The 17,756-nt window shown below is 72.9% G+C and carries 13 protein-coding genes; 6 read left to right on the top strand and 7 right to left on the bottom strand.

Going from position 1 to position 17,756, the window contains the following annotated elements:
- Complete coding sequence (locus tag ACH4TG_RS19755; protein ID WP_398243637.1) at window positions 1–3,810, top strand: S41 family peptidase; 3,810 nt, start codon at window positions 1–3, stop codon at window positions 3,808–3,810.
- 242 nt (window positions 3,811–4,052) lie between these two features.
- On the opposite strand, the gene ACH4TG_RS19750 is transcribed toward ACH4TG_RS19755, so the two are convergent.
- The 4 genes from ACH4TG_RS19750 to ACH4TG_RS19735 all read right to left on the bottom strand — a co-directional run bounded on the left by ACH4TG_RS19750 (window position 4,053) and on the right by ACH4TG_RS19735 (window position 7,771).
- The gene (locus ACH4TG_RS19750) at window positions 4,053–4,268 is read right to left on the bottom strand and encodes a hypothetical protein (RefSeq protein WP_398243636.1); all 216 of its coding nucleotides are present in this window, start codon (window positions 4,266–4,268) and stop codon (window positions 4,053–4,055) included.
- A gap of 106 nt (window positions 4,269–4,374) precedes the next feature.
- Complete coding sequence (locus ACH4TG_RS19745; RefSeq protein WP_398243635.1) at window positions 4,375–5,277, bottom strand: SDR family oxidoreductase; 903 nt, start codon at window positions 5,275–5,277, stop codon at window positions 4,375–4,377.
- On the bottom strand, window positions 5,274–6,269 hold the full coding sequence (locus tag ACH4TG_RS19740) for an alpha/beta fold hydrolase (protein WP_398243634.1): 996 nt from the start codon (window positions 6,267–6,269) through the stop codon (window positions 5,274–5,276). The genes ACH4TG_RS19745 and ACH4TG_RS19740 overlap by 4 nt, the downstream gene beginning before the upstream one ends.
- The gene (locus ACH4TG_RS19735) at window positions 6,266–7,771 is read right to left on the bottom strand and encodes a flavin-containing monooxygenase (protein ID WP_398243790.1); all 1,506 of its coding nucleotides are present in this window, start codon (window positions 7,769–7,771) and stop codon (window positions 6,266–6,268) included. Before ACH4TG_RS19735 ends, ACH4TG_RS19740 begins: the two co-directional genes overlap by 4 nt.
- Window positions 7,772–8,024: 253 nt before the next feature.
- On the opposite strand from ACH4TG_RS19735, the gene ACH4TG_RS19730 reads away from it, so the two are divergent.
- The 5 genes from ACH4TG_RS19730 to ACH4TG_RS19710 all read left to right on the top strand — a co-directional run bounded on the left by ACH4TG_RS19730 (window position 8,025) and on the right by ACH4TG_RS19710 (window position 11,823).
- Window positions 8,025–8,795, top strand: a complete 771-nt coding sequence (locus ACH4TG_RS19730) for a MerR family transcriptional regulator (protein ID WP_398243633.1) — start codon at window positions 8,025–8,027, stop codon at window positions 8,793–8,795.
- Between the two features lie 221 nt (window positions 8,796–9,016).
- Window positions 9,017–9,226, top strand: a complete 210-nt coding sequence (locus tag ACH4TG_RS19725; protein ID WP_398243789.1) for a DUF2630 family protein — start codon at window positions 9,017–9,019, stop codon at window positions 9,224–9,226.
- Window positions 9,223–9,540, top strand: coding sequence for a GNAT family N-acetyltransferase (locus tag ACH4TG_RS19720; RefSeq protein ID WP_398243632.1), 318 nt, complete (start codon window positions 9,223–9,225; stop codon window positions 9,538–9,540). The genes ACH4TG_RS19725 and ACH4TG_RS19720 overlap by 4 nt, the downstream gene beginning before the upstream one ends.
- Window positions 9,541–9,646: 106 nt before the next feature.
- The gene (locus tag ACH4TG_RS19715; RefSeq protein WP_398243631.1) at window positions 9,647–11,266 is read left to right on the top strand and encodes an AlkA N-terminal domain-containing protein; all 1,620 of its coding nucleotides are present in this window, start codon (window positions 9,647–9,649) and stop codon (window positions 11,264–11,266) included.
- A complete protein-coding gene (locus ACH4TG_RS19710; protein WP_398243630.1) occupies window positions 11,263–11,823 on the top strand; it encodes a methylated-DNA--[protein]-cysteine S-methyltransferase in 561 nt (186 codons plus the stop codon). The genes ACH4TG_RS19715 and ACH4TG_RS19710 overlap by 4 nt, the downstream gene beginning before the upstream one ends.
- Window positions 11,824–11,910: 87 nt before the next feature.
- On the opposite strand, the gene ACH4TG_RS19705 is transcribed toward ACH4TG_RS19710, so the two are convergent.
- From ACH4TG_RS19705 to ACH4TG_RS19695, 3 genes are all read right to left on the bottom strand, one after another.
- Window positions 11,911–14,496: a YfhO family protein gene (locus ACH4TG_RS19705; protein WP_398243629.1), complete on the bottom strand. Its 2,586-nt coding sequence runs from the start codon at window positions 14,494–14,496 to the stop codon at window positions 11,911–11,913.
- Window positions 14,497–14,719: 223 nt separating this feature from the next.
- Entirely contained in the window at window positions 14,720–16,927 is a 2,208-nt protein-coding gene (locus tag ACH4TG_RS19700; RefSeq protein ID WP_398243628.1) for an MMPL family transporter, read from the bottom strand.
- A gap of 161 nt (window positions 16,928–17,088) precedes the next feature.
- Entirely contained in the window at window positions 17,089–17,682 is a 594-nt protein-coding gene (locus ACH4TG_RS19695) for a TetR/AcrR family transcriptional regulator (RefSeq protein ID WP_398243627.1), read from the bottom strand.
- Between the last annotated feature and the right edge of the window lie 74 nt (window positions 17,683–17,756).

The raw sequence follows: 17,756 nt of genomic DNA, 5'->3' as shown, positions 1-17,756 counted from the left end.
ATGGGAGGGGTGAGCGATGGCGCGTACCTCCGGTTCCCGCACCTGAACGGCGACCTCGTCTGCTTCGCCGCCGAGGACGACATCTGGATGGCCCCGCTGGGTCCGCCCGGCGGGGCGCCCGGGCGTGCCTGGCGGGTGACCGCCGACCGGACGCGGGTCGGCCCGCCGCGCTTCTCCCCTGACGGCACCCTGATCGCGTTCACCAACTGGCGCAGCCTCGACCCCGAGGTGTACCTGGTACCGGTCGAGGGCGGGGCGGCGCACCGGCTGACGTACTGGGGCAGCAGCGACACCCGGGTGTGCTCGTGGACGCCGGACAACCACGTCCTGGCGGTGTCCTCGCACAGCAAGCCGTTCGCCTACCACACGTGGGCCTACAGCGTGCCGGTGGAGGACGAGCCGGGCGGGCAGCTGCCCTGGGGCCCGGTCTCCGACATCGCCGTCCAGGACCGGCCCTGCGCCGGCGGCGGCACCGACCGCCGCACCCTGCTGCTGACCGGCACGCCGCCGCACGAGCCGTACGCCTGGAAGCGCTACCGCGGCGGCGCCACCGGCCGGCTGTGGCTGCACGGCCGCCGTCTGGTCCAGGAGATCGACGGGCACCTGTCGTCGCCGATGTTCGTGCAGGGCCGGATCGCGTTCCTCTCCGACCACGAGGGCGTCGGCAACCTGTACTCCTGCGCGCCCGACGGCACCGACCTGCGCCGCCACACCGACCACGCGGACTTCTACGCCCGCAGCGCCGCCACCGACGGTGACCGCGTGGTGTACCAGTGCGCGGGCGGGCTGTGGCTGGTGGACGACCTGTCCTCGCCGGACGCGGAGCCGCGCCGGCTGGACATCCGGCTCGGCGGGCAGCGCAGCGGGCGCCGCCCCTACCAGGTGCCGGCCGCCGCCAACCTCGACGGGCTGGCCACCGACCGCACCGGCCGCGCCAGCGCGGTGTGCGTGCGCGGCAGCCTCTACTGGCTCACCCACCGCGACGGCCCGGCGCGCACCATCGCCGACGAGCCGGGCGCGCGGGTGCGGCTGCCGGTGATGCTGGGCGACACGGGCGTGGTCGCGTACGTCACCGACGCCGAGGGCGAGGACGGCATCGAGCTGGCGCCGCTGCCCGGGCGCGCGTCGCGGGCGCTGTCGCGCGGCCGGGAGGGGCTGGTACCGGGGCGGGCGCCTGCGGGCGCGGCGGGGAGCGGGCCGGGTACGCCGGGCGAGGACGAGGGCGCGGGTGCCAGTGCGGGCGCGGTGCCGGCGGGGGTGCGGGGCGGGTCCACACGGTGGACGGACGAGGCGGGCGTGGCCGGCGCCCGGAGCGCCGAGGAGGCCAAAGGGGCCGAGGACGTCCGGGAAGTCGAGGAGGTCGAGGAGGTCGTGGTCGAGGAGGCGGTCCTCGGCGAGGTCGGCCTCCCGGAGCGGGCCCTGCCGCGGCCGGAGTCGCTGGTGGACGGCGCGCCGGGCGGCGCGGGCGGCGGCCCGGACGGTGCGGGTGACGGCGGCGCGGGCGCGACGGGCGGCGGGGTCGCGGGCGGGGTCCACGAGGTGGACGACGTCCGGGTGCGGCTGGGGGTCGGCCGCCTGGGCCGTGTCCTGGAGCTGGCGTCGTCGCCGGACGGCGGCACCCTCGCCGTCGCCGCGCACGACGGCCGGCTGCTGCTGGTGAGCACCGGCGCCGCCGACGAGGGCGAGGGCGGCATGGCGGGGTCCGGCGACCTGACCGGTGCGGGTGGCTTCGACGGCGCCGACCTGGGCGAGGGTGACTTCGCGGGCGCGGAGTTGACGGCCGGGGCGCCTCCGTCGGGCCGCCCGGCGGGAACCGTCGAGGAGCTGATCCGCTCCACCAACGGCCCGGTCCGCGACATGGCCTTCTCCCCCGACTCCGCGTGGCTGACCTGGTCGCACCCCGGGGTGGGCCGCTCGCTGCGCTCCATCAAGATCGCAAGGTTGTCCGACCACACGATCATCGACGTCACCAACGGCCGCTTCGAGGACGAGCAGCCGGTGTTCACCCGCGACGGCCGCTATCTGGCGTTCCTGTCGTGGCGCGGCTTCGACCCGGTGTACGACGTGCACACCGGCGACCTGTCGTTCCCGCTCGGCTGCCGCCCGTACCTGGTGCCGCTCAACTCCGCGACCCCGTCGCCGTTCGCGCTGCGGGTGGAGGGCAGCCCGGTCGGGTCCGGCCTGGACCCGGGCGAGGCGGCGGGCGACGGCCCGGTCGTGGTGGAGACCGAGGGGCTGCCGGACCGGGTGACGCCGTTCCCGGTGGCCGCCTCGAAGTACTCGGCGCTGGAGCCGGTGCAGGGCGGGCTGGTGTGGCTGCGCTGGCCCATCTCCGGCGCGCTGGGGGAGACCTTCGTCAACCCCACCGACCCGTCCGCGCGGCCCACGCTGGAGTACTTCAACCTCGGCAAGTCCAAGCGCACCGAACTCGTCCACCACATGGACTGGTACTCGGTCAGCGGCGACGGCCGGCGCCTGGCCGTCTTCGACGAGGGCGAACTGGCCGTGCTGCCCGCCACCGAGCGGGGCGACGACGACTCGACGGTGTTCGTCGACATGCGCCGCATCCTGCACGAGGTGGTGCCGGCCGCCGAGTGGCGCCAGTCGTACGCCGAGGCGGGCCGGCTGATCCGCGACTACTTCTGGGCGCCCGACATGTGCGGCGTGGACTGGCCGGCGATCCTCGACCAGTACCGGCCACTGGTCGAACGCGTCAGCACCCCGGACGAGTTCGCCGACCTGCTGCGCGAGGTCCTCGGCGAACTCGGCACCTCCCACGCGTACGTGCAGCCCGCCCGCCGCAACGAGGGCCCGCCGCACTACCAGCGACCGATCGGCCTGCTGGGCGCGGACTTCCAGCACAACAAGGACGGCACGTGGTCGGTGCTGCGGATCCTGCCGGGCGAGTCCTCGGACTCCAAGGCGCGCTCGCCGCTGGCGGGCACCGGCATCCGGGAAGGCGCGATCCTCACGCACGTGGACGGGCGGCCGGTCGATCCCAACGCAGGCCCGTACCCGCTGCTTTCGGGCGCCGGCGGCACCACGGTGGAGCTGACCTTCGAGCCCCCCGGCCGCCGGGGCGCGCCGCGGAGGGTCGCGGTCGTGCCGCTGATCGACGACCGGACGCTGCGCTACCAGCACTGGGTCGCCAGGCGCCGCGGCGTGGTCCGGCGGCTGAGCGGCGGCCGGTGCGGCTATCTGCACATCCCCGACCTCGGCGGCTCCGGCTGGGCGCAGTTCAACCGCGACCTGCGCAAGGAAGTCGCCTACGACGCGCTGCTGGTGGACGTGCGCGGCAACGCCGGCGGCAACATCAGCGAGCTGGTCATCGAGAAGCTGACCCGCACCGTCCTCGGCTGGGACCTGACCCGCAACGCGCAGCCCGTCTCCTACCTGGGCAGCGCGCCGCGCGGGCCGATCGTGGCGATCGCCGACGAAGCGACGTCCTCCGACGGCGACATGATCACCGCGGCCTTCAAACTCCTCGGCCTGGGGCCGGTGGTGGGGCTGCGCACCTGGGGCGGCGTGGTCGGCATGACCGGCCGGCACCGCCTGGGCGACAACACCGTCATCACCGTGCCGATGAACGCCGCCTGGTTCGACGCCTACGGCTGGTCGGTGGAGAACCAGGGCGTCCCGCCGGACATCGAGTGCCTGCGCACCCCGGTGGACTGGGCGGAGGGGCGCCACGGCCAACTCGCCGTGGCCGTCCGCACCGCGCTCAGCCTGCTGGAGGAGCACCCGGCGGCGGTGCCGCCCGACCTGTCCTCGCGCCCCGACCGCGCCCGCCCCCAACTCCCGCCGCGCTGAACCCCCGCTTCATTCAGCCCCCGGGCTCGCGCCCACTTCAACTCCCATCCCGCCGCGGTGGGCACACTTGCGTTGCACCGGCCCAACTCCCTTGCTTCGAGCGGGGTCCTGCATCCCTCCGCGACGCGCGGACCGCGCACAACGGAGAAGGGGCACCCCGCCGGGGTGCCCCTTCCGGTGTCACTGCGACCGACCGCGACGCACGCGCCGTCGTCGGCGGCGACCGTTCAAGTCAGGCCGGTTCAGGCCCAGTCCTGCTCTTCCTCGGCGTCGCGGTCCATGCGGTCACGCGCACGGTCCTCGAACTCGGAGCCACGCTGCTGCGCGTCACGCTGCGCACCACGCTCCATCTGCTCCTGCTGGGGGTTGGCGGACTTGTCGCGCCGGTTGCCCTGCGCGCCCTTGGCCTTCTCCTCGTACTGGGTGGCCTGGTCCTTGAACTGATCGAAAGCGCCCATGGTTACTCCTCCTGGAGTGTGTCGGAATGGGGCCTCGATAAGACTGACACGGCCGGACAACCCGCGCATCCTGGGACAATCACCCCAGGTCAGCGGCTGGTTACTGTTACTGAGCGTGATCGATCGATGATCGCTCGGCCTCGTCGGCGGCGCCGCCGCGGCCGACCAGTCCCCTGCGCGGACCGTCGCCGCGCGCCAGCGCCGGTTCCACACGCCGCATTTCGCGCCGTCCGAGGGCTCCGCCGAGGAGCGACGGCAGGTAGCCGCGCACCGGCTGCATCCCGCGCAGCCACCACTGTGCGTACACGTGCGGGGAACGGCGCACGATCCCCGCCACGATCCGGTCGACGGCGGGCTCCAGGGGGTAGGTGCGGTTGGCCGGCCACGGCAGCCGGGCCCGCATCGTGCGCAGCGCCTCGTCCTCGTCCGCGCCGCGCACCATGTCGGTGTCGGTCCAGCTGAGGTAGCCCACGCCCACTCCCACGCCCTTGTGGCCGAGTTCGGCGCGCAGGCTGTGCGCGAACGCCTCCACGCCGGACTTGCTCGCGCAGTACGCGGCCATCATCGGCGCCGGGGTGATCGCGGCGAGCGAGGCGATCTGCAGCAGGTAGCCGCGCGAGGTGACCAGCGCCGGCAGGAACGCGCGGGCGGTGGCCACGCTGCCCAGCAGGTTGACCTGGATGACCCGGTCGAACGCGTCGGGGTCGGAGTCCAGGAACGGACCGCCCGTCGCCACACCGGCGTTGGCCACCACGATGTCGATCCGGCCGAAGTGCGCGAGCACGTCGGCGGCGACCGCGGCCATCGCCTCCCGGTCGGTGACGTCCGCGGTCCAGTGGGCCGCGTCGCCGGGCAGCGACTGCGCGACCTTCTTCAACTCGTCGGGCTCCAGGCCGACGAGGGCCACGCGGGCGCCGCGGTCGGCGAGCTTGCGGGCGAGCATCGCCCCCACGCCGCGGGCCGCTCCGGTGACGACGGCCACCCGGCCGTCCAGCGATCGTCCGCTCATGCGCTCTTCTCCTCCTTCGCCGGCTCCTGCTGCTCCTGCCCTGACTCATACCCGGGCTGCGGCTCGTCGAGGGCGCCGCCCGCGCCGGCCGCCGCCGGGGACAGGTACCCGGCGACCAGTGCGCGGATGGCCCGCTCCACCGCGGGCGCGTCCTCGATGGGCGTCATGTGGCCGAGGCCCGGCAGTTCGGTCAGCGAGACCGGCTGCGGCAGGGCGGCGGCCATGCGGTGGGCGTGCGACCTGGGGGTGAGCTTGTCGGCGGTGCCGACGAGGACGGCGGTGGGCGCGGTGAGCGCGGCCAGTTCGCGGTCCAGGTCGAGCACGGCCAGCACCCGGCCCCAGGCGGCGCGCTGGCTCGCGCGGCACGCGTGCACGATGCGGGCGGTGAACGCGGCCTGCTCGCGCGTCGGGTGGGTGCCCAGCACGCCGTAGCTGAGTGCGGCCTTCGACAGCGGGGTCACCGGTCCGAGTGGCAGCCGCGACACCAGCAGTTGACGGTGGAAGAAGCGCCGCAGCCGCTTGGAGCGCACCCGCGGCGGCAGCACCTCGGTGCTGCCCAGCAGTTGCGCGCTGCCGGTGCTGACGAGCAGCGCGGCGGCGGTGCGGTCGCGCACCGGCGCCCGCCCGGAGGCCGCCATGATCGTCATACCGCCCATGGAGTGACCGGCGAGCACGGCCTGCTCCCCGTCGGGGACGACCGCCTCCAGTACGGCTTGCAGATCATCGGCCAGTACGTCCGTGCCGTAACCCGCACGGGTGGCCGGTACGCCGCTGCGGCCGTGGCCGCGCTGGTCGTAGGCGACGACCCGGTGGTCTGCGGCGAGCAGCCGCACCACCGGCGCCCAGAACAGCGTCGAGCACGTCCAGCCGTGCGCCAGTACGACGGTGGGACCATCGGCCCGCCCGTACTCCTCGGCGTGCAGGCGCGTTCCGTCCGCTGATACGACGGTGTGCTCGCGGCGGGCGCGCACCGCCTCGTAGGGCACGGTCATGAGACCGCCTCCACCGGGCGCTCGCCGGCGGCGACCGGCGCCAGCACCTCGTACTCCGACAGCTTCACCTCGCGTGTGGCGCGCCGGAACTCGGCGGTGGTGCCGGGCCACGCGGTGGTGTTGCGGCCGTTGGCGTCCAGGTACCAGCTCTTGCAGCCGCCGGTGTTCCACACGGTGCGGGCGGCGCGCCGCTGCATCTCCTGGTTCCAGGCCGACACGGAGGCCGGTTTCGCGTCCAGCGCGGCGGCACCGGTCGACGCCAGCGCGCGCATGTAGGAGGCGACGTAGTTGAGCGATGATTCGATCATCAGGATCATCGAGCTGTTCCCGAGGCCGGTGTTGGGCCCGATGATGAACAGAAGATTGGGAAATCCGTCCACCGTGCAGCCGCGCAGTGCGGCCATGCCGTCCTTCCAGTGCTCGCTCAGCGAGCGGCCGTCCGCGCCGATCACCCGGTCGCCGATCGGCATGTCGGTGACGTGGAAGCCGGTGCCGAAGACGATCGCGTCGACCTCCCGCTCGGTGCCGTCCGCGGTGACCACCTTCGACCCGCGCACCTCGGCCAGCGCGGAGGTGACGACCTCGGTGTTGGGCTGCGCCAGCGCCGGATAGTAGGTGTTGGACAGCAGGATCCGCTTGCAGCCGATGGTGTAGTCGGGGGTGAGCCGGGCCCGCAGCTCCGGGTCCTTCACCGACCGCCGCAGGTGGTTGCGGGCGATCCGCTCGGCCGCCTTCATCAGCTTCGGCCGCTTCACGAACGCGCCCACCTGGAACTCGCGGATCAGCCACAGCAGCCCGCGCCGGGCCTTGGCGGTGGCCGGCACCGTGCCGTGCAGCCAGCGCTCGGCGGCCCCGATCGGCCGGTCCATCCGCGGCATCACCCACGGCGGGGTGCGCTGGATGACGGTCAGCTGCGCCACTTCGGGCTGGATCGACGGCACGATCTGGATCGCGGACGCGCCGGTGCCGACCATGGCCACCCGCTTGCCCTTGAGGTCGAAGTCGTGGTCCCAGCGCGAGGAGTGGAAGACCCGCCCGGGGAAGTCCTCGATGCCGGGGATCTCCGGGATCTTGGGGTCGGACAGCGGTCCGGTGGCGGAGACCACGACGTCGGCGGTGAGTTCGCCGGTGGCGGTCGTCAGGTGCCAGCGTCGCGCCCCGTCGTCCCAGCGGGCCTGCAGCAGTTCGGCGCCGAACCGCAGGTGCGGCCGCAGCCCGAAGGAGTCGGTGACCCGCTCCAGGTAGGCGCGGATGTGCTCCTGGCCGGAGAAGGCGCGCGGCCACTCCGGGTTGGGCGCGAAGGAGAACGAGTAGAGGTGGGAGGGCACGTCGCAGGCGCAGCCGGGGTAGCTGTTGTCCCGCCAGGTCCCGCCCACCGCCTCGGCGCGCTCCAGGATCACGAAGTCGGTGATCCCCTCCCTGCGCAGTCTGACGGCGGCGCCCAGCCCGCCGAACCCTGACCCGATCACCGCCACCCGCACGTGTTCGAGGTCGCCGTCCATGGCACCGCCCTTCACCGACCGACTGAACCGCCTGGCTGAACCGTCCGAACCGTCCGACCGCGTATACGGTCCGACAATCGCGCCAGCAATCACTGGCACGGTCGTACAGTCGGACTGTAGGGCACCGGAGTTACCTGCGATAGAGGTACGGCGGAATTCCTTACCGACCGGTAAGTCTGTCCACCGGGCGCCCCCCGGGCCGAGCACCCGCGGGCGGCCCGATCGTACGTTCGCCAGCACATAGGCTGGCGGCGTGGACGACAACGGCACCGGGGCGCGCGAGTACCGCGTCGAGGAACTGGCGAAAGCCGCCGGCATCCCCGTCAGGACCCTGCGCTTCTACCGGGAGCGCCGCCTGCTGCCGCCGCCGCGCCGCGACGGCCGCATCGCCTGGTACTCCGAGGACCACCTCGCCCGGCTGCGCACCATCGCCGCCCTCGTGGAGCGCGGCCACACCCTGGACGGCATCGCCGACCTGATCGCCGCCTGGGAGAACGGCCGCACCCTGGACGGCGTCGCCGAACTCCTCGGCCTGGAGGGCGCCCTGTCCACGCCCTGGTCCGACGAGACGCCGGTGCGCCTCAGCCCGCAGGAACTGGCCGACTACTTCGGCCTGGACGTCAGCCCCGACAACCTCACCACGGCCCTGGAGATCGGCTACATCGCGGTCGACGGCGAGAACGTCCTGCACATCAGCCGCCGCCTGCTGGACGCCTCCGCCGCGCTGGTCCGCGAGGGCGTGCCGCTGTCCGCCGTGCTCGCCGCCGGCCGCGAGGTGCGCGCGCACGTCGACGCCATCGCCGAGGTGTTCACCGAGGTCATCACGACCCATGTGCTGACCCCGGCGGCCAGCCTGCCCCCCGGCGAGGCGCAGCGCATCGCCGACGCCCTGGAGCGGCTGCGCCCGCTCGCCAAGAACATCGTCGACGCCGAGATGTCGCTGGCGATGGACCGCAGGGTCCGCAGCGACATCGAGCAGTGGATGCGCGAGCACGCCGACGCGGCCGCCCCCGACCAGGAGTGACCGCCCGCCGCGCGGCGGCAGCGGACGCGGGCGGACCTGCCGGTCTGGTGGCCTGGTGGCCTGGTGGCCTGCACCGACGCGGGTGACGGACTGCACCGCGGCGCGCGACCTGCAAGAGTGGAAGAGCCGGACCACCCGGAAACGGATTCTGGAGGTGCCTCCCCGTGGAACAGCCCCGCGACGCCAACGCCGAAGCGGCCATCCTCAACCGGATCAGCCAGATGGTCGCCGACGAGAAGGCCCTGCGCGACCTGCTCGCCCAGGGCGCCATCGAAGGCGGAACCGAGAACGAGCGCCTGACCGCCCTGGAGCACGAGCTCGACCAGTGCTGGGACCTGCTGCGGCAGCGCCGCGCCCTGCTGGAGGCCGGCGAGGACCCGGGCGGCGCCCGCGTCCGCCCCTCCTCGACGGTCGAGGGATACCGCTCGTGACCGCGCCCGGCGGCACCGTCACCGTCACCGACGTCCCCGAGTCGCGGCGCTACGAGGCCCGGATCGACGGCGAACTGGCGGGTGAGGCCGTCTACCTGCGCACGCCTGACATGATCGTCTTCGTCCACACCGAGGTGGAGCCCGCCTTCGAGGGCCGCGGCGTCGGCTCGGTGCTGGCCCGCACCGCCCTGGACGAGGCCCGGGAGCTGGGCCTGCGGGTCGTCGCCATCTGCCCGTTCATCGACGGCTGGATGCAGCGGCACCCCGAGTACGAGGGCCTGCGGTACGAGCCGGCGAGCCGCGTCGCCGACTGACCCGGCCGGTTCCGCGGGGCCGCGGCAGACCCCGGCCGGGAGGCCGGCCCCGGTCCGGGACCGGCCCGGCTCGCGGGTGGCTCCGGCGCCAGCCCGCCCGACCTCGATGTCGGATTCTCGCCAGACCGCGACCCTGACGACGGGCGATGCTGGTGGGGTGCATACGGACTTCGACGCCTGCGTTCGCGCCGTCCAGTCGAAGGACTCCCGTTTCGACGGGTGGTTCTTCACGGCGGTGCTGACCACCCGCATCTACTGCCGGCCCAGCTGTCCGGTGGTGCCGCCGAAGGTCGAGAACATGACCTTCTACCCGAGCGCGGCCGCCGCCCAGCAGGCCGGCTTCCGCGCCTGCAAGCGCTGCCGGCCCGACGCCAGCCCCGGATCCCCGCAGTGGAACGAGCGGGCCGACCTCGTCGCCCGCGCCATGCGGCTGATCGCCGACGGCGTGGTCGACCGGGACGGCGTTCCGGGCCTCGCCGCCCGCCTGGGATACAGCGAGCGGCAGATCGAACGGCAGCTGCTCGGCGAACTGGGCGCCGGCCCCCTCGCGCTGGCCCGCGCGCAGCGCGCCCAGACCGCCCGGCTGCTGATCGAGACCACCGCCATGCCGATGGGCGAGGTCGCCTTCGCCGCCGGGTTCGCCAGCATCCGCACCTTCAACGACACCGTGCGCGAGGTCTTCGCGCTGTCCCCGAGCGAGCTGCGGGCGCGGGTCGCCAAGGGCCGGCCCGCGGCGGCGACCGGCACCCTGGCGCTGCGGCTGCCCTTCCGCCGCCCGCTGACCCCGGACAACCTGTTCGGCCACCTCGCGGCCACCGCCGTGCCCGGCGTCGAGGAGTGGCGGGCCGGCGCGTACCGCCGCACCCTGCGGCTGCCGCACGGCTCCGGCATCGCGGCACTGCGGCCCGAACCCGACCACGTCGCCTGCCAGTTGTGGCTCACCGACTGGCGCGACCTGTCCCAGGCGATCAGCCGCTGCCGGCGCATGCTCGACCTGGACGCGGACCCGCTGGCCGTGGACGCGCTGCTGTCCGCCGACCCGGTGCTCGCCCCGCTCGTCGCCAAGGCGCCGGGGCGGCGGGTGCCGCGGGTCGCCGACGGGCCGGAGTTCGCGGTGCGGGCGGTGCTCGGCCAGCAGATCTCCACCGCAGCGGCCCGCACCCACGCCGGGCGGCTGGTCGCCGCGCACGGCGAACCCGTCACCGACCCGGCCGGCGGCCTCACCCACCTGTTCCCCTCCCCCGAGGCCCTGGCCGGTCACAACCCCGCGGCCCTGGCCATGCCCCAGACCCGCAGGAACACCCTGGCGGCGCTGGTCCGCGAGCTGGCCGGCGGAGGCCTGGACCTCGATGTGGGCAGCGACTGGCTGCACGCCCGCGCCCGGCTGAACGCGCTGCCCGGGTTCGGGCCCTGGACGGTGGAGACCATCGCGATGCGGGCGCTCGGCGACCCCGACGCGTTCCTCGCCACCGACCTGGGCGTCCGCAACGCCGCCCGCGCCCTCGGCCTGCCGACGACACCCGCGGCCCTCACCCGCCACGCCGCGGCCTGGCAGCCGTGGCGCGCATACGCCACCCAGTACCTGTGGGCGACGGGCGACCATCCGATCAACGTCCTTCCGACAAAGGACGATCCGGTCGTCGGTCCGGCCGACGATCCGACGACCGCCCGTACGACGGGCATTCCCGCGACCATCACGCCAGCGAAGGAAGGTGCGGTGCGATGAGCACCACGACGACCCCCACGACGGCTCCGGCCGCTGCCGCAGCAGCGGCGACCGCCGGCCCCGCCACCGTCCACACGGTCGTGGACAGCCCCTGCGGGCCGTTGACGCTCGTCGCCCGTGAAGGCGGGCTCGCGGGCCTGTACATGACGCAGCAGCGGCACCGGCCGGAGGAGGACGCCTTCGGGCCGCGCGCCGACCTTCCGGTCTTCGAGCAGGCCGCGGCGCAGCTCGCCGAGTACTTCACCGGCGACCGCACCGCCTTCGACCTCGACCTGCGGCTCAGCGGCACACCGTTCCAGCAGCGGGTCTGGGCGGCACTGCGCGACATCCCCTACGGCGAGACCGTCTCCTACGGCGAACTCGCCGACGTCCTGGGCCAGCCCGGCGCCTCCCGCGCGGTGGGCCTGGCCAACGGCAAGAACCCGGTCGGCATCATCGTGCCCTGCCACCGCGTGATCGGCGCCAACGGCAGCCTCACCGGTTACGGCGGCGGCCTGGACCGCAAGCGCTGGCTGCTGGCGTTCGAACGCGGCACCCAGCAGCCGACGTTGATCTGACATCCGATCAGCGGACCGCGCACGCCACCGTTTCGGGTGACGTGCGCGGTCGTGTCACGTCCGGGCCGATCGTCGGACAGCGGATCGTCAGATGACCGCTTCTTCGGGCAGCACCGGCGGCTGCACGGGCTCAGGATCGACGCCGTTGCCGTCGCCGCTGCCGGCCGGTCGCCGCCGCGAGCGCCACCACCCGTAGCCGGCCAGAGCCGCCACCCCCAGCAAGGACGCGCCGCCCGCCGCCTCTCCCAGGTGCAGGCCAGGCGGGGTGAACGAGCAGGAGATGCTGGTGCTGTGCCCGTCCAGCGGGACCGACAGCAGGCCGAGGTAGGACCGGCCGGGGTGCGTGCCGTCGCCGGCCGAGCAGCTCCACCCGGTGATCGCGGGCGCCGCGATCACCGCGGTTCCCCGTGCGCCCTGGGGCAGTTGCGCGCTGATGCCGTCGCTGCCGACGTGCACCTGCGTGGCCGCCGTGGCCGCGATCTGCCGCTCCGCCGCCGCCAGCCGCGGCAGCGACAGGCATCCGAGGCCGTCCGGGTCGACGGTGCTGCTGCCGGGCAGGGCCCGCAGTTCCAGCATCACCCGGCCGTCCGCGGGGGTGGCGCCCAGCCGCTGGACGGGCGCCCGGTGGCTCGGCAGCACACCGTGCCAGTTGACCGGCGCCTGGCCGTCGATGCGCACGTTGCCGTTGAAGCTGGGCGCCCAGAAGTACACGTCGGTCCCCGCCGGGCACGAGGCCGCGATCCGGTAGGTGCTGTGCTTGAGGTCCCCGCGGTGACCCGGCGTCCGGTAGACGCCGCCGGCCGACAGGGGCACCGAGGTGCCGGAGTTGTCGGTGACGGTGACGCGGTGCGTGGTGTAGACGTCGCTGCCCAGCAGCAACTCCTGGTTGCGGTAAGGCGACCGGCCGTACGACCCGCTCGGCGGACTCGCGTGCACGGTGACCAGCGGCGGCACGTTCTCCCGGACGACGGTCGGCGGGGCGGTCTGCGGGATGTGCGAGCTGTGCGGGTCGCGCGGCGAGCGCAGCCGGGCTCCGACGGAGAAGATCACGTCGGTGACCGGGTTGTCGAGGCTCTGCAGGTTGCGGCCGCGCGAGGTCCAACCGCCGCCCAACGCCAGCATGGTGCGGGTGTACACGTCGGGCGTGAGGCTGCTGTAGTACTGGGCGCCCTGGCCGCCGACCGCCAGCGGGTCGTTGCCGACCGTCTGCTCGCGCCCGGGTTCGGTACGGCTTGCCGGCCAGTCGTCGACGGACGCGATGGTGGAGCGCTGCCAGTCCTGCCGCTGGCCCCACGTCGGGTAGTCGTCCATGACGGAGAGCCGCTTGCGGTCGATCCAGGCGTTGCTGAGGGCCAGTTGGCCCACCTGGGCGACGACCAGCACGCCGACCGCGACGCCCGCCGCCACCTTCCACCGGCCCGGCCCGCCTTGTACGGTGCCGGCCCGCCACAGCACGAACAGCGCGACGACCGAGACCACCACGCCCGCGCCCAGCAGCGGCCAGGTGCCGCGCCCCGCGAGGGAACTCTGCGCCCCCAGGGCGGCCAGCCCGGCCGCGACCCCCATCACCCCCGCGCCGCACGCGAGTTGGCGCGGGTTGGGCAGCGCGTGCGACAGGGCCAGCCAGGCGGCGATCACCAGGATCCCGCTGAGCACGAACGTCTGCCGGTAGGCGCTGCCGTTGGGCGTCGTGAACGCGTGCCACACCAGATGCGTGGGCCGCCACTGGAAGGACGCGGCGACGGCGAGCGCCAGCACCGTCCACACCACGCGGCTGCGCTTGGGCACCGCCGAGTGGAACGGCAGCACGAACGCCAGCAGCACCGCGGCGGTGTCCACGTACGTCGACGGGCTGGAGAAGCCGTAGGTGCCGGGCAGCAGCCGCATCAGCAGGTCGGCCCAGGGCTGCGGGTGGAAGACCTCCTGGCGGCCCGGGTACGCCAGTTTGGTGCCCTTGACGATGGTGAGCAGCAGCGGTGCGGTCAGTCCGATGCCGAGCGCGGTGGTGAGGGCGGCGCGGCCGAGGGTGAACAGCCGCGCGCGGTTGGTGGTCCGCGGGTCCTGGTCGGTCAGGAGCCGCGCCACCAGGACGAGCGCGGCGCCGATGGTCGCCATGTAGGCGATGTAGAAGTTGGCCGTCCAGCACAGCGCGACGACCACGATCCCCCAGAACGGCCGCCGCCCGTGCCGCGCCCACTCGCCGACCAGGCACAGCATCGGGAACGCGATGAGTCCGTCGAGCCACATCGGGTTGTACGACGCCATCATCAGCGTCCACCCGCACAGCGCGTAGGAGGCGCCGAGGACGCCGGCCGCCCAGCGCGGCCCGGGCCGCAGGGTCAGCAGCAGCCAGGCCATCGCGGCCGCCGCCGACGCGATCTTGAGGACGGTGACGACGTACACGGCCAGGTCGATCTGGTCCCGCGGGAACAGCGCCACGAGCGGCGCGAACGGGCTCGACAGGTACGTGCCGTAGTCGGGGAGGAAGCTGGTGCCGTACCCGGACTGCCAGTTGAGGAGCCAGCCGCCGTCCGCCTTGCCGTGCAGCAGGTCCCACAGGTGCGCGTGGAAGGGGACGAACTGGTTGCCGAGGTCGTTGACGTCGCGCGTCCGCGGCCCGAACGGGTACTGCCCGGCGATCGCGTCGCCGAGGCAGAAGGACAGTGCCGTCACACAGGCGGCGATCAGTGCCGCGCGCAGGCGGTCTGCCCCACGCAGGGGAACATCCTCAAATGCCATGGGTTCCCCCGGTACGCATGAATCCGTGATGGTCGCCGAATCCTAGGCACCGTCATACGACCGGATGGTGTCCGTAGCCCTGCCACTCAGTGAACGCCGTGTCCCCGGCCGGTAATGAGCACCGGCCGGGGACACGAAGGGTCAACTGATCATGCGATCAGACGCCGATCACCTCGTGCTCGTCGCTCTCGGCGCGCGACGCGGGTGCGGTCTCGAGGCTCTTCCGCAACTGCTCGCCCTCGACGTCGACGTTGGGCAGCGCGCGCTGCAGCCACCCGGGCAGCCACCACGCGGCCCGGCCCAGGAGTGCCAGCACCGCCGGGACGATCGTCATTCTGACGATGAACGCGTCGAAGGCGACCGCGATGGCCAGGCCGAATCCCATCATCTTGATCATTGATTCCGACGATCCGATGAATCCGGCGAAGACGCTGATCATGATGACCGCGGCAGCCGACACCACCCGGGCGCCGTGGGTGAATCCGGTGACAACGGCCTGACGCGGCGACTCGCCGTGGACGTACGCCTCCCTCATCCGGGTCACCAGGAACACCTCGTAGTCCATCGCCAGTCCGAAGACCACACCGATCATGAAGATCGGCATCATGCTCATGATCGGACCGGTCTGCTCGACGCCGATGAGGCCGGCCAGCCACCCCCACTGGAAGACGGCCACCACCGCGCCGAGCGCGGCCAGCACCGACAGCAGGAAGCCCAGCGCCGCCTTCAACGGCACCAGCACCGACCGGAACACGATCATCAGCAGCAGGAACGCGAGGCCGACCACCAGCGCCAGATACGGCACCAGCGCGTCGTTCAGCCGCTGCGAGACGTCGATGTTCATCGCGGTCGTGCCGGTCACGAGCACGTCGGCGCCCGTCGACTCGCTGAACTCGTTCGCGTGACCGCGGATGGTGTGCACCAGGTTCTCGGTCTCCGCGCTGCTCGGCTTCGAGGCCGGGACAACGGTGAGCGTCGCGGTGTCACCCTTGGTGTTGAACGCCGGCGTGGTCACCGTCTTGACGTCGGGGAATCCTGTGATCGTCTGCTTGATGTGCTCCGCGGCCTGGTGCGGCCGGTCGCTGTGCGCGGCGTCGACCACGACCATCAGCGGCCCGTTGAAGCCGGGCCCGAAGCCGTCCGACAGCATGTCGTACGCCTTGCGCTGCGTGGTGCTGACCGGCTGCGAGCCGTCGTCGGGCAGGCCGAGTTGCATCCCGGTCATGGGCAGGGCCGCAAGTCCCAGCGCGACGACGCCGGCCAGCAGGAACGGTATGCGCCGGCGGACCACCAGCCGCGCCCAGCGCGTCCCCATGTTGGGCTTGTCCGTGTCCTTGGCGCGGCCCTTGCGCACCTTGCGGGTGAGCACCTTGGGTCCGGCGAAGCCGAGCAGCGCGGGGATGAGCGTGAGCGCGATGAGTACCGCAAGCGCCACGGTGGCCGCGGCCGCCAGTCCCATCTTGGTGAGCATCGGGATGTTCACCACGGCGAGCCCGGCCAGCGCGATCAGCACCGTCAGACCGGCGAACACCACGGCCGAGCCGGCGGTGCCCACGGCCCGTCCGGCCGCCTCCTCGCCGTCGCGGCCCTCCATCAACTCGTGCCGGTGCCGGGAGACGATGAACAGCGCGTAGTCGATACCGACCGCCAGTCCGATCATCGACGCGAGCGTCGACGAGGTGCTGGACAGCCCCAGCGTGGTCGCGAGCGCGGTGATCGACGCGATGCCGACCCCGACCCCCATGATCGCCGTGAGGAGCGGCAGTCCCGCGGCGACCAGCGAGCTGAACGTGATGAGCAGCACCACAGCGGCGATGCCGATGCCGATGACCTCGCTGTTGCCCGTCTCCGGTGACGCCTGCAGCGCGGTGCCGCCGGTCTCCACCGTCAGCCCGGCGTCCCTGCCGTGCTGCGCCGCGTCCTCGATCGCGGTGTGCGTGGCGTCGGTGATCTCGGTCGCCTTGGCGGTGTAGGTGACCGTCGCGTAGGCCGTGGTGCCGTCCTTGCTGACCGCGTCGGCGGTGAACGGATCGGCGACGGTGGCCTTCTGCGGGCTGTTCTTCAGATCGGTGACGACCTGCTCGACGGCCGCCTTGGCCGGGCCCGCCATGATCTTCTGGCCGCCTGGGGCCTTGAACACCATGCGCGCGGAAGCGCCGTCGGCGTTGCTGCCGGGGAAGCGCTCGTGGAGCAGGTCGAAGGCGTGCTGCGCCTCGGTGCCGGGGACCGTGAAGTTGTCACTGGGTGCCGAGGGCGCGGTGGCGGCGCCGACACCGGCGAGGGCGAGCAGCGCCACCCACACGAGGACGACGTAGCGCCGTCGCCGGAAGGCGAAACGGCCCAGTCGGTACAGGAATGTGGCCATGGAGGCAGGAGCTCCCGTCGAAAGGAGGCGGATATGGGCGTGAGGAACCAGCCCGACGACGAGAGCGGCGTGTCAGGTGGAGCGGTGGTGCGATGGTGTGTTGTTCGGAAGGGACTTCTTCAGAAGGAATGTCTTCGGTTCAACGGTTGCCGCCCCATGGGCTAGGACAACCCGAGCGCAGGGACGACGACGGCATCGATGTAGCGGTGCGTGTACACGGGATCCGGGTCGATGCCCTCGATGATCGGACGTGCCAGCGCGCCGCCGAACAGCATGTGCGGGACGAAGTCGCGGGCCGGGTTGTCCGCGGCCAGTTCGCCGCGGTCCACCGCGCGCTGCACCAGGTCGCGGAAGCTGGCCAGTTCCGGCTCGATGAGCAGTTCCCGCAGTGCCCGGAAGAGGTCCTCGTTCTGGAACGCGGCGTGTGCCAGCCCGCGCATGACCTCCTGGTCGCGCTTGATCTCGTTCTCGTCGTGCGCCCTGACGAGCTCGTGGAGATCACCCTTGAGCGACCCGGTGTCGATGTCCCCGAGGGAGACCGGCTTGTGGTGCCGCAACGCGGTCGCGACCAGTTCCGGCTTGCCCTTCCACTGGCGGTAGAGGGTGGCCTTGCTGGCGCGGGTGCGCGCGGCGACGGCGTCCATGGTCAGCGCCTCGTAGCCGACTTCCCGCAGGAGTTCGACGACCGCGGTGTACAGCTCCCGTTCACGCTCGGGAGTCAGACGGGTACGACGCGCGGCTACCTCCGGCGACATGACCAGTCCTCCTTGCCTTCCCTGCGTGCACGCTGGTGCCATATGCACTGTCGAAACGATGTCGTACACCTAAG

The sequence above is a fragment of the Streptomyces sp. NPDC020917 genome (assembly GCF_044333795.1).
Classification (GTDB): domain Bacteria; phylum Actinomycetota; class Actinomycetes; order Streptomycetales; family Streptomycetaceae; genus Actinacidiphila.
This window is presented reverse-complemented; position numbering and strand designations above follow the sequence as displayed.

Coding starts and splice junctions, on each gene's coding strand:
- ACH4TG_RS19725 (WP_398243789.1), top strand. CDS start 9,017: ATGGTCGCCGACGAGAAGGCCCTGCGCGACCTGCTCGCCCAGGGCGCC.
- ACH4TG_RS19715 (WP_398243631.1), top strand. CDS start 9,647: ATGTCGGATTCTCGCCAGACCGCGACCCTGACGACGGGCGATGCTGGT.
- ACH4TG_RS19740 (WP_398243634.1), bottom strand. CDS start 6,269: ATGACCGTGCCCTACGAGGCGGTGCGCGCCCGCCGCGAGCACACCGTC.
- ACH4TG_RS19750 (WP_398243636.1), bottom strand. CDS start 4,268: ATGGGCGCTTTCGATCAGTTCAAGGACCAGGCCACCCAGTACGAGGAG.
- ACH4TG_RS19735 (WP_398243790.1), bottom strand. CDS start 7,771: ATGGACGGCGACCTCGAACACGTGCGGGTGGCGGTGATCGGGTCAGGG.
- ACH4TG_RS19755 (WP_398243637.1), top strand. CDS start 1: ATGGGAGGGGTGAGCGATGGCGCGTACCTCCGGTTCCCGCACCTGAAC.
- ACH4TG_RS19745 (WP_398243635.1), bottom strand. CDS start 5,277: ATGAGCGGACGATCGCTGGACGGCCGGGTGGCCGTCGTCACCGGAGCG.
- ACH4TG_RS19710 (WP_398243630.1), top strand. CDS start 11,263: ATGAGCACCACGACGACCCCCACGACGGCTCCGGCCGCTGCCGCAGCA.
- ACH4TG_RS19695 (WP_398243627.1), bottom strand. CDS start 17,682: ATGTCGCCGGAGGTAGCCGCGCGTCGTACCCGTCTGACTCCCGAGCGT.
- ACH4TG_RS19700 (WP_398243628.1), bottom strand. CDS start 16,927: ATGGCCACATTCCTGTACCGACTGGGCCGTTTCGCCTTCCGGCGACGG.